The organism is Kribbella steppae (assembly GCF_004342025.1).
GTDB lineage: Bacteria > Actinomycetota > Actinomycetes > Propionibacteriales > Kribbellaceae > Kribbella > Kribbella steppae.
On sequence record NZ_SLWN01000003.1, the window covers coordinates 160,475 to 174,431 of the forward strand.

Consider the following 13,957-nt stretch of genomic DNA (forward strand, 5'->3'; position numbering starts at 1 on the left):
ACTGCACTGTCTGTCCGGTGCCCCACCGGGCCAGCCCTATGCGCCGGACAGTGCCTTACCGAGATCGCTGTCCGCGGTCACCTGCACACGGTCGAGCTCCAGCCAGCGGGCCGTCAGGCCGAGTTCGGCCGCCAGCGGTTCGACGATGTCGGCCTCGGCTACACCGGGTTCCGCGGTGACGGTCGGAACGAGCAGCGCGGAGTTCTTCCGATCAGCCTTGAGATCGACGCGCGCCACGATCCGGTCACCCAGCAGGAACGGCAACACGTAGTAGCCATGCACACGCTGCGCAGCCGGCGTGTAGATGCTGATCCGGTAGAAGAAGTCGAACAGGCGATGGGTCCGGTCGCGGTTCCAGATCAACGTGTCGAACGGCGACAGCAAGGCCGTCGCTTGCACCGGCCGATCCTCGGCCTCCGACCACAGGTAGCTCTGCTGCGGTACGCCGTCGACGCGAACCGGGACCAGTTCGCCGGTGTCCACCAGCTCACCGATCACCCGCCTGGCGGTTGCTGTGGGCAACGGAAAGTGGCCGTTGCCGCCGGCCCCGCAGAGTTCGCGTGCGGTTGCGACCCCGAGCGTGCGGGCCGAGATCCGGACCAGCTCCCGCCGGGCCTCGTCGGCACTTAGTTCGGGCTGCGACAGGAGCTTGGGTGGGAGCACCCGTTCGGTGAGGTCGTACAGACGCTCGAAGTTCCGTCGCCCCGCGATCGCCACCCGGCCCGCGCAGTACAGGTACTCGATCGCGATCTTGGCGTCCTGCCAGTTCCACATCTTGCCGGTGGTCGGATCCGGATCCGGATCGGTCCGCTTCCGCCGTACGCCGTCCGGACTCGCCTCGCCGGCCGTGACTGGTCCGCGTTCGGTGACCACGGCGAGGACGTCGTCGACGTACCCGGGCCGTTCGGTCGTCAGGCGGCGCATACCGCTGACGACCGACCACGGCGCCGCGAGGTCCGGATCGAGCTCGGCGGCGGTCCAGTCCTGCCCTTCGGCCGCCCGCATTCGCCAGCGGAACAAGGGATAGCTGCTCAATGGGATGAGGCTCGCCTTGTGCCCCCAGAAGAACTCGAACAGCTCCCGGTCCCCACCACCCCAGCACAGCCGGTCCAGCGTCGTACGCGCGTACGGCCCGAGCCGGGCGAACAACGGCAGATAGTGCGAACGACACAGCACGTTCACCGAGTCGACCTGCAGTACGCCGATCCGGTCGATCACCTTCCGGAGGTGCCGCACGTTCACCCGACCCGACGGCCGTGGATCCGCGAACCCTTGTGCAGTGAGCGCGAGCCGGCGCGCCATATCGATCGGGATCGCCTCGCCGGTCGCTGCCATGGATCGAAACTACCGCGCCCGTTGTGTCACCACGATGCAGAGCAGTACGACGACGGCCGTGATCGGAGCGGCGATCGGAAGGCATCTGCGCCGGCTGGCCACCGCGCTGCGGGACCGACGCGAGACGACGACCCGAAGTCTGGCGGAGCGATGTCCGCACCTGACGGTTCGTGCGGCGCGGCCGGGCGGCTACCACGTCTGGACCTCACTACCGGACGCCGTACGCGATGACGAGGCTGTGGCCGCGGCCTTGCGTCATGCGGTCTCGGTCAGTCCCGGCAGTGCCTACTACCTACCGGGTGGACCCAACCGGCATCTTCGGCTCAGCTACGTGGCGGCCGCGTCGCCCGAGGAGATCGTGCGTGGTGTCGAGCGGCTCGATCAGGCGCTGCGGCAACTCCTCTGACCAGACGGGCGTCGCCCCGCGCAGGAGCTGCGCGGGGCGACGACGTATGGGTTGGACTTCAGGTCAGGTGAAGATGCTGACGCCGCCAGGACCGACCAGCAGGCCGATCACGATCAGGGCGGCGCCCCACAGCAGCTGACCGCGGACAAGCGAGACGATCCCGGCAATGACGAGGATCGCCGCGATGATCCACAGGATGAGACCCATGGTCCTTCCAATCTCTAAGGGCCGGGCTGACGCCCGGCGGCTGAACTCCCCGTGCTGAACCTCCAGTGCCCACCGCGCAAACAGGAATTCGCTGACATGCGCTGTCAGGTATGCCTGCTTGACTGAGGGTGGTCGAGCCTGAGGAGGAACCGATGGACGAGTGCTGCGCCGTGGTGGATCTGCGCCAGTACACGCTGCACCCAGGACAGCGCGACACCCTGATCGACGTGTTCGACGAGTACTTCGTCGAGGGTCAGGAAGCGACCGGGATGCACATCGTCGGTCAGTTCCGCGACCTCGACGACCCTGACCGGTTCGTCTGGATCCGCGGCTTCGCCGACCTGCCGTCGCGCGCCGATGCCTTGGCCGCCTTCTACGGTGGCCCGGTCTGGCGTGAGCACTCCGCGACCGCGAACGCGACGATGATCGACTCCGACAACGCCTTGCTGCTCAAGCCGCTCGAGCTCCGCGACGGCTACCCGCGGCTCGACTCACCGCGCCCCCCGATCGGTACGACGGACATCCCCGGCTCGCTGATCGCCGGTGCGGTGTACCACCGCGGTGCGCCGGACGACGGGTTCGTGGAGTTCTTCACCGATCACGTCGTACCGGCTCTGGTCGCGAGCGGCGCCGAGCCGGTGGCGGTGTTCGAGACATTGGTTGCCGAGAACAACTTTCCGGCCCTGCCCGTGCGCGACGAGGTCGTGCTGGTCTGGTTCGCCCGCTTCGACGACGAGGCGGCGTACGACGAGCATCGCCGGCGGCTCGCGGCGTCACCGACCTGGCAGCAGAAGGTGCTGCCGGAGCTCGTCTGCCGCTCGGGCAAGCCGGCCCAGGAGCTGCGGCTGCGGCCGACCGCGCGCTCACAATTCAAGTAGCGTGCGCGGCGTAAATAGGTTGCGGGACCGGAAACGGCCGTGCATCCTGACTTCACCTGTGCGGCGACGAAACGCTGCCTGACCTAAGGAGGGCTGACGGATGGCCATCACTGTGCTGCGGCATGTCCGCGTCAGTCTCACCTCAAGGTTCAGGAGCACACCGGATGTCTTCCGACGTCTTTCGTACACAGCACGCCAATTCTGAGCGACACAGCACTGATCAGAACTTCTCCGATCTCGACTCCCGCTGGGCAGAACTCACCGGTGACGAGTCCCAACCAAATCCGGCCGACGCGTTCGTCTTCCGCTTCCAGGAAGTGGACGAGCAGCTCGGGCCGGATCAGCGGTGGTCCACCTGGCTGGACGTCGAGCGCGGTTCTCGCGGACCTGATCCCCGCCCGGACTGGGTGGTGACGGAACAGGCCGCGATCGACACCGAGCTCGGCGTCCTCAAAACCGGTAAGGAAGCCGACGTCTTCCTGGTCGAGCGGGCCGTCGAAGCCATCGGCGGCAACCCGGCCCGGTCCTCGCTGCTGGCCGCCAAGCGGTACCGCACCGAGGAACACCGGTCGTTCCACCGCAGTACGTCGTACGTCGAAGGTCGCCGGACCCGGAACAGCCGGGACACCCGCGCGATGGCGAAGAAGACCTCACACGGCCGCAGCGTTGCCGCGGGGCAATGGGCGGGTGCCGAGTGGGGTGCGCTGTGCCAGCTGTGGAAGGCCGGTGTCCCGGTGCCGTACCCGGTCCAGGTCGACGGCACCGAGCTGTTGATGGAGTTCATCGACGACGGTGAGGGCGGGGCCGCGCCACGGCTCGCCCAGGTCCGGCCGTCGAAGGAGCTGCTCGGTCAGTACTTCGAGCAGGTGCGCCACGGGATGCGTGAGTTGGCCAGGGCGGGGTTGGCCCATGGCGACCTGTCGCCGTACAACGTGCTGGCCCAGGGGGACCGGATCGTGATGATCGACCTCCCGCAGGTGGTCGACATCGTCGGCAATCCGAAGGGGATGGACTTCCTGCTGCGCGACTGTCACAACATGGCGACCTGGTTCACCAACCGCGGGCTGGAGACCGACGAACAGGAGCTGTTCGCCGACCTGCTCACGATGGTGTTCTGATCGCCTGCTGCAAGAGGGGAACCAGCGGGACCAGCCGGTCGGGGTAGGCGTCGACGAGTCCGTCGACGTGGTTGCCTGCCTCGACCCGCTGGTAGGTGTGCAGGCCGGTACGACGAGCCATCGCGGCATAGACATCGGAGTCCTGCGTGATCGGCAGCAAGCTGTCGTACGTCCCGTGGATGGTCACCAACGGCCGGCCGATCTTCCCGGTCAACGCGATCCGCTTGACCGCCTGCTGTGCCTGGGGTCGTTGGGAGTAGTCGTAGTCGGCCTCGCTGCCCACGTAGGTGGGGTCGAGCTCGGCGGCGTAGATCCGCTGCGTCAGCTTCCAGTAGACCGAGTAGTGGTAGTCCCAGAGGAAGTCCGAGCGGGGATCGAAACCGGCCGCGGTGATCAAGGCCGGCGATTGTTGCTCGTAGCCCCTGATGGCCGGCGGCAGGAAGGTGAACAGGTTCGGTCCCCGGGTCGTCCACAGGGTCCCCTCGAGGTCGACGCCGCGGGTGTAGAGCTCGGGGTGGTTCTCGAGCTGCCATCTGACCAGATAGCCGCCATTGGAGATACCTGCGGCGACCACCTCGCGGGCGGACCTGCCGTAGTGCTGGGCAACTGTTGCGCGGGCGGCACGCGTCAGCTGGGTCGTGCGGAGGTTCCACTCGACGATCGCGTCACCCGGCCGGACACCGTCGGTGTAGAACGCGGCGCCGGTGTTCCCCTTGTCGGTCGCGGCATAGGCGTACCCCAGCGACAGGACGTAGTCCGAGATCGCTCTGTCGTTCGCGTACTGCGCTCGCACCCCAGGCGATCCGGAGACGACCAGGCCGCCGTTCCACTTCTTCGGCAGCCGGATGACGAACTGTGAGTCGTGGTTCCAGCCGTGGTTGGTGTTCGTGTGCGAGGTGTCCGGGAAGTACCCGTCGATCTGGACCCCGGGCACACCCGACTGCTGCGGCAACCCGGAATGCGTGAGACCGGCGTAGTCGGCCGGATTGGTGTGACCGGAGGCGACGGTCCCGGTGGTGGTCAGGTCGTCGAGGTGCGCGAGCTGTTGATACTCGGCACCCGGGACCCGGACCTGTCGATGGGCGTTGGCCGGCACGGTCACACCGGTCAGCAGCAGGACGGCTGAGAACAAAGCGAGGCGGCGCATGGCGTCACGCTAGAAGCCGGTCCCGCCCCCAGACAGAGGATCGCGGCACACATGCGCCGACGCATCAGTGTTGTCTTACGACACTGCCTTGGCGGCCGCGCGACCCGCCGTACGGCCGGTGAAGAGGCAGCCGCCGACGAAGGTGCCCTCCAGGGAGCGGTAGCCGTGGATCCCACCACCACCGAAGCCGGCCACCTCGCCGGCCGCGTAGACACCGGGCAACGGCGTACCGTCGGTCCGCAGCACCCGCGAGTCCAGATCCGTCTGCAGGCCACCGAGCGACTTGCGGGTCAGGATGTTCAGCCGTACGGCGATCAGCGGGCCGGCCTTGGGGTCGAGGATCCGATGCGGTGACGCGACCCGGATGAGCTTGTCGCCGCGGTAGTTCCGGGCGCCGCGCAACGCGGTGATCTGCAGATCCTTGGTGAAGGTATTGGCGAGCTCCCGGTCGCGGGCGACGATCTGGCGCTCCAGGTCGTCCAGGTCGATCAGGTTGTCACCGGTCAGGTCGTTCATGCCGCGGACGAGGTCGGGCAGGTTGCTGCGGACGACGAAGTCCGCACCCTTCTCCATGAACGCACGGACCGGGGCGGTCGCACCGCCGCGGGCCCGGCCGAGGACGCCCTTGATGTCCTTACCGGTCAGGTCCGGGTTCTGCTCCTGACCGGAGAGGGCGAACTCCTTCTCGATGATCTTCTGGGTGAGCACGAACCAGGTGTAGTCGTGCCCGGTCCGCATGATGTGCTCGAGGGTGCCCAGGGTGTCGAACCCGGGGAACAGCGGCACCGGCAGTCGCTTGCCGGTGGCATCGAACCAGAGCGACGACGGGCCGGGCAGGATCCGGATCCCGTGCATCGGCCAGATCGGGTCCCAGTTCTGGATACCTTCGGTGTAGTGCCACATCCGGTCCCGGTTCACGTACCGGCCGCCGGCCTTCTCGGTGATCGCCAGCATCCGGCCGTCCACATGCGCGGGGACACCGGAGATCATCCGCCGCGGCGGATCGCCCATCCGCTTCGGCCACTGCTCCCGGACCAGGTCGTGATTGCCGCCGATCCCGCCGGAGGTCACGATCACCGCCTGCGCGGTGAGGCTGAAGTCGCCGACCTCGGTCCGCGAACTGGACACACCGCGCTCGACACCACTCTGCTCCAGCACCTTGCCCGAGACGCCGTCGACGACCCCGCCGGTGAGGGTCAGCTCGTCGACCCGGTGCCGGAACCGGAACTCGACCAGCCCCTTCGCGACCGCTTCCCGGACCCGGCGTTCGAACGGCGCGACCAGGCCGGGCCCGGTGCCCCAGGTGATGTGGAACCGCGGCACCGAGTTCCCGTGCCCGTCGGCGAGGTAGCCGCCGCGCTCGGCCCAGCCGACCACCGGGAAGAACCGCACTCCCTGGGCGTGCAGCCACGGCCGCTTCTCACCGGCCGCGAAATCGACGTACGCCTCGGCCCACTGCCGGGCCCACCGGTCCTCGTCGTCGAGCCGGTCGAACCCGGCCGAGCCGAGCCAGTCCTGCAGCGCGAGATCGCGCGAGTCCTTGATCCCCATCCGGCGTTGCTCGGGGGAGTCGACGAACATCAGCCCGCCGAACGACCAGAACGCCTGGCCGCCGAGCGAGGCCTCTGGTTCCTGGTCCAGCAGCAGTACTTTCCGGCCCGCGTCGGCCAGCTCCGCGGTCGCGGCCAGCCCGGCCAGTCCCGCCCCGACGACGATCACATCCGCGTCCATGGTGTCCCCTCAGCAGCTCACGTGGTCCATGTATAGCGGACAATCGGTAGCGATAGACGCACCTGCGCAAAGTTGTAAGGATGGGACCTGTGACGATCCTTTCCGCGCAAGACCTCGTCCTGCCCGCCGCCTCTCTCGGGGCGGAGAACCCGCTCCCACCGCTGCGCAGCCAGCAGGAGCTGCACCAGGTCCAGAACCTCGCCGAGCTCCCGGCCGAGCTGCGCGAGAACATCCAGTACGGCCGGTTGCACAGCCCGCTGCCGACCCTCAACCAGGACGGCTACGACCGCGAGCTGGTCGACCGGACGTTCCCCGCGCTGGTGCTCGAGAATGACCACGTCCGGGCGACCGTGCTGCCGGGCGTCGGCGGGCGTCTCTACTCACTCGTCCACAAGGCGAGCGGCGAGGAACTGCTCTACCGCAACCCCGTCTTCCAGCCAGCGAACCTCGCCCTCCGCAACGCCTGGTGGGCCGGCGGCGTCGAGTGGAACGTCGGCAGCACCGGCCACTGGACCGGCACCTGCGAGCCGCTGCACGCCGCCCGCGTCGAGGGCCCGGACGGTACGCCGGTACTGCGCCTCTGGGAGCTGGAACGGACCAGGAACCTCGTCACCCAACTGGATTTCTGGCTCCCGGCCGACTCCGAGTTCCTGTACGTCGGGATCCGGCTGCAGAACCCGTCCGATGCCGAAGTCCCGGCGTACTGGTGGTCGAACATCGCGGTCGAACAGTCCGCGGACACGCGCGTGCTGGTGCCGGCCGATCAGGCCTGGCGGTTCGGGTATGCCAGCGCGGATCGGCCTGACGCTACCGGCCGCTGGCTCGACCTCGTCGGCGTGCCGGAGTTCGAGGGGATCGACCTGACCTACCCGATGCGGCACCCGCGCGCGGTCGACTTCTTCTTCGAACCGCTCGCCGGCGAACGGCCGTGGATCGCCTCGGTCGACGCCGACGGTCATGGCTTTGTCCAGGCGTCGACCGAGCGGCTGCAGGGCCGGAAGCTGTTCGTCTGGGGTGAGGGCACCGGCGGGCAGCGATGGCAGGAGTGGTTGTCGCCGGGCCTGCAGGGACATGGGTACGCCGAAATCCAGGCCGGGCTGGCGCGGACCCAGCTGGAGCACCTGAAATTGCCTGCAGCAACGAGCTGGCACTGGCTGGAGGCCTACGGCCGGCTGTCGGTTGATCCCGGTGTCGCCCACTCGGAATGGGAAGCGGCTCGGACCGGCACGTCCGAAGTACTGCGTCCCTTGCTCGACCAACTGGGCGATCGTGAGCGGGAGTGGCTGACCATCGCGGATGCGGCCCCGGCCGAGCGGCTCGCAGTCGGCTCGGGGTGGGGTGCGCTGGAGCTGGCCCGGACAGGCTGGACGGTCTCAGCCGGTACGCCGTTCGCCGAGGACACCATGGCGTCGCGGGAGCGCGCCTGGTTGCCGTTGCTCGACGGCCGCCTGCCGGCGTCGGACGCCGTACCGGATGGAACGCTGGTGAGCTGGAAGGAGCTCCTGGAGAAGGCTGAGGACAACTGGCTCGTCTGGTACCACCTGGGTGTGGCGCGGCACTACTCCGGTGACGTCGAGGGCGCGATCGACGCCTGGCTCCAAGCCGGCGACAACCCGTGGGCCTTGCGGAACCTCGGCTTCGTCACCGGTGAGCTGTCGTACTACGAGCGAGCGGTCGGCCTGTTGCCCGACCTGGTCGAACTGCTGGTCGAGGCCGTCGCTGTCGCCCTTGCGGTTGATGTGAATCGGGCCGGTCGTCTCCTCGACAAGGCTCCCGACGATCCCCGCATCCGGCTGCTCCGGATCCGTCACGCGCTGCAGAGCGGTGACCCACAGACCGCCCGCGACCTGCTGGCGGACGGCATCCAACTCCCGACCGTCCGCGAGGGTGCCAATCCCCTCGCCGACCTCTGGGTGGAGACCGAGGAGGCCCTCGGCACCAACCGGCCGGTGCCCTCGCAGTACCAGTTCGGAATGGGCGGTAGCTGACGCTTCAGAAACCTTTGTCAGGACGTGGGAACCGAGTAGGTCCAGGCAGCGTCTCACCAGTGTGCGGCAAGGGCCGCGCAAGGCAGTTTCGACTACGACGACCGCGCCGCGCGGGCGGCGCGTCGGGGGTGAGTGCCATGTTGACGATCGTTGTACTCGGTGGGTTCGGCCTGGTGCTGCTGGTCACGGCATGCATCGTGGCGGACGTGATCGCCGGTCTCCGGCGGGACGAAAGCCCCACCATCATCGAGGAGAAGACCGCGGGGCAGGTGATCCGGGTCCGTGGCCCGGTCCGCGGGATGGAAGGCGGAGTCCCGGCCGAATACACCGAGGTCACCGTCGAGTACTGCACCCGCCGGGGTGAGGGACCGTTCGAGGTCTCCCGCAAGCTTCCGGTGGGCAGCAGGATTGCTTACACGAAGGGCGACCGGGTCATCGTCAGCTACGACGTCCGGACACCCCGCCGTGCCCGCATCACCGGCCGGGTCAGCCACTGGCCGCAGCTGGGGCCGCGGTCCTCACAGCCAACGGACCCGGTCCCACAGCCGTAGAGAATCGGCCGGCACCAGCACTGAAATCCCTCGCCCCTGGGGCGGGGGCCTTCTGTTTTCCGACCGCACCTGCCACTCAAGAAGGCAGGTGCGGTTCCAGCAATCTGTGAAGTGTCGGGCGACCCTGGTCCAGCACGTAGTCCGCCTCTGCCGGATCCAAGCGGTCGGCCAGGTGGGCCAGCGCCTCGCCCATGGTGATGCTCAGGGTGACCGCGAGGCGGAACTCGCGACTGTCCCGGGCGCCGAACCGGCCCGTGAGCAACTCGGCGAACTCATCCGCGTGCTGGTCGTCGTACTCGCCCGGCTTCGTCTCCAGGTCCGGATCGCCCAGACCGCTCAGCACCACGGCCTTGAAACCAGGGTCGGTCCGATGCATCTCCCGGAACGTGTTCAGCGTGACGTCCACCGCCTGCCGCCAGCTCGACACCGCCGCCAGCCGGTCCCGCACCGCCTCGGTGTAACGAGCCTGGTTCCGCCGCTCGATCGCCTGGATCAGGCTGCGCTTGTCCGGGAAGTACCGGTACACGCTGCCGACCGCGATCTCCGCGCGTTTCGCGATCCCGCTCGTCGACGCGGCGTCGTACCCGCGCTCGACCACCTCGGCGCAGGCCGCGTCCAGGATCCGCTCGACCTGCCGGTTGGCGCGGTCCTGTGTCGGCGTCCGGCGCAGTGGATACGCCCCCGATGTCACCATGTTGCTCATTGTCCATGTTCTGGGGGGAGGACGTTGCCACCTTCCTGTGACAGATTGCCGTCAGATCGGCGTCATCACCGCCGGTCGACAATCTGGTGTCCGTCCACCCGAGGGGAATTCCCGCCATGCGTCTCAGCAGAACGGCGGTCGCCGGCCTGGCATCCGCCGCGATCGCCGCGTCCGGACTCGCCGGTACGGCGCTCACGTCCAAGACCACTCCGAAGTCCACGGCCCACGGCGAGAGCTCGGGCCTGCGGCTCAACCAGCTCCAGATGGTCGGCTCGCACAACTCCTACCACCGGGAACTCAGCCCGGCCGAGCAGAAGGTCCAGCAGGCGCAGAACCCCGGCTCGGTGGATCTCTGGTACTCACACGCCGCGATCCCGGCGCAGTTCGAGGACCAGAACATCCGGACCCTCGAGCTGGACCTGCTCCCGGACCCGGACGGTGGGCTGTACACGTACCCGCTGATCCGGAAGCTGACCGGGCAGGGACCGCTCACCGACCCGGCGATGGCCCAGCCCGGGATCAAGGTCATGCACATCCCGGACTTCGACTACAACGGCACCTGCAAGACGCTCGTGCTCTGCCTGCAGCAGGTGAAGAGCTGGTCCGACCAGAACCCGGACCACACGCCGATCACGATCAGCCTCGAGCTCAAGCAGTCCGACCCGAAGATCGTCGCGGCCGGCGGCGTGCAGTCGCCGCCGTGGGACGCGGCGAACCTGGACTGGGTCGACGCCGAGATCCGGTCGGTCTTCGGTGAGAAGGAACTCCTCAGCCCGGACGACGTCCGCAAGCCCGGCCTGACGCTGGAGCAGTCGGTGCTGACCAAGGGCTGGCCGAAGGTCGACGCGGTTCGCGGCCAGGTGCTGTTCTACTTCGACAACGGCGGTGCCGGCGCGATCCGCGACCTCTACCGGACCGGCAGGCCGAACCTGGAGGGCCGGGCGGTCTTCACCCGTGGTCCGGAGGGTGAGCCGGACGCCGCGATCACCCAGGTGAACGACCCGCGCGGCGCCAACCAGGCCGAGATCCAGCGGCTGGTTGCGAAGGGCTATCTGATCCGCACCCGGTCGGACGAGCCGATGGCGACGATCCGCGACAAGGACTTCAGCCGGGTCGGGATCGCGCTGGCCAGTGGCGCCCAGGTGGTCACCACCGACTTCCCGGTCCCCGGGATGGCGGCCCGCTACGACAGTGACTTCGTGGCGAAGCTGCCCGGGGACACCGCCGTACGATGCAACCCTGTGTCGGCACCGACGTGGTGTCGGGGGAACGTCTCGGAGAGGTGAGCTGAGCATGTCGGAGCACGTGGTCGATGTCAGCTGGAGTCGCGGTGAGCACGAGTTCACCTACGACACCTACAACCGCGACCACGAGTGGCGCTTCGACGGCGGGATCACGGTGCCGGCCTCGGCCAACCCGACGTACCTGGGGAACCCGGGGCCGGTCGACCCGGAGGAGGCGTTCGTGGCGTCACTGTCGTCCTGCCACATGCTCACCTTCCTGGCGATCGCGGCCCGCAAGCGCCTCGTCGTCGACGCGTACGACGACCACGCGGTCGGCGTGATGGCGAAGAACGAGGCGGGCCGGCTGGCGATCACCCAGGTGACCCTGCACCCGAAGATCGTCTGGGCCGGCCGGGAGCCGGACGCGGAGGCCCTCGAGCGGATGCATCACCGGGCTCACCTGGAGTGCTTCATCGCCAACTCGGTCACCACCGAGGTAACGGTGGCCTAGGGCAATCAATTAGTAGCTAAAAGGAACAAAAACCACCCGCCGGCCTGGCCTGAGCCTCGCGCAAACGGCGTCAGGACAGCCGGCGGGTGGTTCGTGGTGCACCTCTGTGGCGGTGCACCGGACGGATCCGGCGGCGCCTCGCACTGGGCGCCTCTGCGTTGGATGTGCGACATCCGTGCGGTCTAGCTCGGTGGGCAAGACCGTCCGGGTGCGCTGCCGGGATCCGTTCGTCCGGTTCGCGCCAGTTAGTGCTTGGCGGCGGCGTCGCTCCGGTCGTCTGTGGTCTGGGTGGTCGTGTCGACGGCCAGCAGGTCCTCGAGCTCGCGAACCTGCTCGGTGGCCATCGAGGTCATCAGTCGGTGGATCGTCATGCCAGTGAGACGCACGCGATCCCCGGGTATGACGGGAAACCGGCCAAGAAGTTTCGTGTGACCTACTTCTCATCCAGTCCGTCGAGGCGGAGCGGGACCAGCGTGCGGGCTTCGTCGTACGACGTACCGGTCAGTTCGAGCAGGTCGACCACGGTGGAACGGATCTGACCGAGGACCACGACGGCGGACAGTCCGGCCGGCAGCGGCATCTCTGCCGTACGGCGGCCGAGCTCGCCCAGCACGCGGTGCGCGGCCACCTTCGCGGCCGGTTCGAACAGCGACTCGGCGATCAGCCGGGTGCCGTCGGCGAGGCGGTCGAGCAGCATCGGGTACTCGGCCGGCATCTGCTCGTTCCGCCAGACGGACACTGCGCAGCGCCGGACCAGGACTCTGATGTTCCGGATCGCGCGGTCCGCCGGGACGACGAGGTCCGCGATCTGCTGGACCCGGCCGCGGTGCCGGCGGCGGAACGGCGACATCCGGACCACCGCGACGCCCTCGTCGGCCGCACTGCGGAGCTCGTCCAGCATCGACTCGCTGGCCCGGGCCCGGCGGAGCGCGTCGGTGACCGCCTTCTCGTCGTTGTTCCGGAGGCCGTCGGCGGTCTCGATCAGGATCTCGGCCAGCTCGTTCAGCACCTCGGACGCTTGTTGCCGAGGGCGCCTGATCGCCGCGGCCGGCGCGATCGTGGCGGCAGCCAGGGCGACCACACCACCGAGCACGGCATCGAGCCAGCGGCTGAACCCGGCACCCGGATTCGGCAGCAGGGTGGTGACGATCACCGCCTGGACACCGGCCTGCGTGGTCATCAGGGTGCCGGCGCCGAGGAGTACGGCGACGCTCATCGCCAGCGCGACCACGAAGACGATCTGCGGTACGCCGGTGCCGAAGAACCGGACGAACAGGTCGCCGACCACAACCCCGACCGCCACGCCGGCCATCACCTCGGCGACCCGGCGCAGCCGCTGACCGAAGCTGAAGCCGAGACACACCATCGCCGCGACCGGCGCGAAGAACGGTTGCGGGTGGCCGAGGAGGTACCGGGCCAGGGCCCAGGCCACCCCGGCGGCGAGGGCGCACTGGGAGATGAAGAAGATCCGGTCCCGCCAGCGGTCCACCCGGCGGCGGACCGAGGCGCGCGAACGGCGCGCGGCCTGCGGTGCGATGTCGTCGCGGAGCTCCCGCAACTGGTCCAACGTCAGCCTGACCGGATCCACGGTGTCCATCATGGTCTACCGCGCCCGAGCTTGATTCACCCGCGCGGTGCGGTCAGGGTTGGGGCATGACGGAGAACAACCGCGAGGACTACGGCAGCTACAGCGTTGACGACGAGGACCAGTTGCAGGCGGAGGACACCCTGAACGACCGGGGTGTGGACGATCTGCTCGACGAGGGGTACTCGCCGCCGGAGAAGTGGTCCGCGGGCGAAGGATTCGGGACGACGGCCGACGAAGCGCTGCAGGGGGAGACGCTGGACCAGCGCATCGCGCAGGAGGAGCCGGACGCGGACCCGTACGCCGAGGACGGCGAGGACGTCGGCGGTCCCGAGGTCGGGGTGGTGCGCTCCGGCCGGCTGGTCGCCCCGGACGAAGGTGCGCACAATGACGACGAGAACGACCTGGTCGCCGAGGACGTCGGCTTCGACGGCGCCGCCGCCTCCGCCGAGGAAGCCGCGGTCCACGTGGTCGACGACGAGGACAACTTCGAACTGGAAGACGACGACGAAGAGGACCTCCCCGCCTACCGCGACGTAGACCTGGGCGACACCACCGACCTGGAGGACTGACG

The 13,957-nt window shown here is 68.5% G+C and carries 15 protein-coding genes; 8 read left to right on the forward strand and 7 right to left on the reverse strand.

All coding sequences use genetic code 11. The features are described from left to right. Nucleotides 1-36: 36 nt before the first annotated feature. The gene (locus EV652_RS09425) at nucleotides 37-1,335 is read right to left on the reverse strand and encodes a winged helix-turn-helix domain-containing protein (RefSeq protein WP_132208654.1); all 1,299 of its coding nucleotides are present in this window, start codon (nucleotides 1,333-1,335) and stop codon (nucleotides 37-39) included. Between EV652_RS09425 and EV652_RS09430 the strand changes: the two genes are divergently transcribed. Continuing rightward, nucleotides 1,334-1,741: an aminotransferase class I/II-fold pyridoxal phosphate-dependent enzyme gene (locus tag EV652_RS09430; RefSeq protein WP_132208655.1), complete on the forward strand. Its 408-nt coding sequence runs from the start codon at nucleotides 1,334-1,336 to the stop codon at nucleotides 1,739-1,741. The two genes, EV652_RS09425 and EV652_RS09430, sit on opposite strands and share 2 nt — an antisense overlap. Nucleotides 1,742-1,804: 63 nt before the next feature. On the opposite strand, the gene EV652_RS44545 is transcribed toward EV652_RS09430, so the two are convergent. Beyond that, on the reverse strand, nucleotides 1,805-1,948 hold the full coding sequence (locus EV652_RS44545) for a GPGG-motif small membrane protein (RefSeq protein WP_165949278.1): 144 nt from the start codon (nucleotides 1,946-1,948) through the stop codon (nucleotides 1,805-1,807). Nucleotides 1,949-2,100: 152 nt separating this feature from the next. Here EV652_RS44545 and EV652_RS09435 point away from each other — a divergent pair, with 152 nt between their 5' ends. Together EV652_RS09435 and EV652_RS09440 are read left to right on the forward strand one after the other, a co-directional pair. Further along, nucleotides 2,101-2,826, forward strand: coding sequence for an NIPSNAP family protein (locus EV652_RS09435; RefSeq protein WP_242001666.1), 726 nt, complete (start codon nucleotides 2,101-2,103; stop codon nucleotides 2,824-2,826). 164 nt (nucleotides 2,827-2,990) lie between these two features. Next, nucleotides 2,991-3,944 (forward strand): serine protein kinase RIO, encoded by a 954-nt coding sequence (locus EV652_RS09440; RefSeq protein WP_132208656.1) that lies wholly within the window; start codon nucleotides 2,991-2,993, stop codon nucleotides 3,942-3,944. Here EV652_RS09440 and EV652_RS09445 read toward each other — a convergent pair. Continuing rightward, on the reverse strand, nucleotides 3,928-5,091 hold the full coding sequence (locus EV652_RS09445) for an alpha/beta hydrolase family protein (RefSeq protein ID WP_132208657.1): 1,164 nt from the start codon (nucleotides 5,089-5,091) through the stop codon (nucleotides 3,928-3,930). The two genes, EV652_RS09440 and EV652_RS09445, sit on opposite strands and share 17 nt — an antisense overlap. A gap of 75 nt (nucleotides 5,092-5,166) precedes the next feature. Further along, entirely contained in the window at nucleotides 5,167-6,822 is a 1,656-nt protein-coding gene (locus EV652_RS09450; RefSeq protein ID WP_132208658.1) for an FAD-binding dehydrogenase, read from the reverse strand. Between the two features lie 89 nt (nucleotides 6,823-6,911). Between EV652_RS09450 and EV652_RS09455 the strand changes: the two genes are divergently transcribed. After that, nucleotides 6,912-8,810, forward strand: a complete 1,899-nt coding sequence (locus EV652_RS09455; protein WP_199238098.1) for a DUF5107 domain-containing protein — start codon at nucleotides 6,912-6,914, stop codon at nucleotides 8,808-8,810. Between the two features lie 137 nt (nucleotides 8,811-8,947). Continuing rightward, nucleotides 8,948-9,361 carry a DUF3592 domain-containing protein gene (locus EV652_RS09460; RefSeq protein ID WP_132208660.1) on the forward strand — a complete coding sequence of 138 codons (414 nt, stop codon included), beginning with the start codon at nucleotides 8,948-8,950 and terminating at the stop codon, nucleotides 9,359-9,361. A 76-nt stretch (nucleotides 9,362-9,437) separates the two neighbouring features. Here EV652_RS09460 and EV652_RS09465 read toward each other — a convergent pair whose 3' ends face one another. After that, nucleotides 9,438-10,055, reverse strand: coding sequence for a TetR/AcrR family transcriptional regulator (locus EV652_RS09465; protein ID WP_132208661.1), 618 nt, complete (start codon nucleotides 10,053-10,055; stop codon nucleotides 9,438-9,440). Between the two features lie 125 nt (nucleotides 10,056-10,180). Between EV652_RS09465 and EV652_RS09470 the strand changes: the two genes are divergently transcribed. Then, complete coding sequence (locus EV652_RS09470) at nucleotides 10,181-11,350, forward strand: phosphatidylinositol-specific phospholipase C1-like protein (protein ID WP_132208662.1); 1,170 nt, start codon at nucleotides 10,181-10,183, stop codon at nucleotides 11,348-11,350. A 7-nt stretch (nucleotides 11,351-11,357) separates the two neighbouring features. Next, nucleotides 11,358-11,798 (forward strand): OsmC family protein, encoded by a 441-nt coding sequence (locus EV652_RS09475; protein WP_132208663.1) that lies wholly within the window; start codon nucleotides 11,358-11,360, stop codon nucleotides 11,796-11,798. A gap of 245 nt (nucleotides 11,799-12,043) precedes the next feature. On the opposite strand, the gene EV652_RS45760 is transcribed toward EV652_RS09475, so the two are convergent. Then, nucleotides 12,044-12,169: a hypothetical protein gene (locus EV652_RS45760; protein ID WP_255512586.1), complete on the reverse strand. Its 126-nt coding sequence runs from the start codon at nucleotides 12,167-12,169 to the stop codon at nucleotides 12,044-12,046. Nucleotides 12,170-12,231: 62 nt separating this feature from the next. Then, nucleotides 12,232-13,386, reverse strand: coding sequence for an FUSC family protein (locus EV652_RS09480; protein WP_242001667.1), 1,155 nt, complete (start codon nucleotides 13,384-13,386; stop codon nucleotides 12,232-12,234). 65 nt (nucleotides 13,387-13,451) lie between these two features. Between EV652_RS09480 and EV652_RS09485 the strand changes: the two genes are divergently transcribed. Continuing rightward, entirely contained in the window at nucleotides 13,452-13,955 is a 504-nt protein-coding gene (locus EV652_RS09485) for a DUF5709 domain-containing protein (RefSeq protein WP_132208664.1), read from the forward strand. The last annotated feature ends 2 nt before the right edge of the window (nucleotides 13,956-13,957 follow it).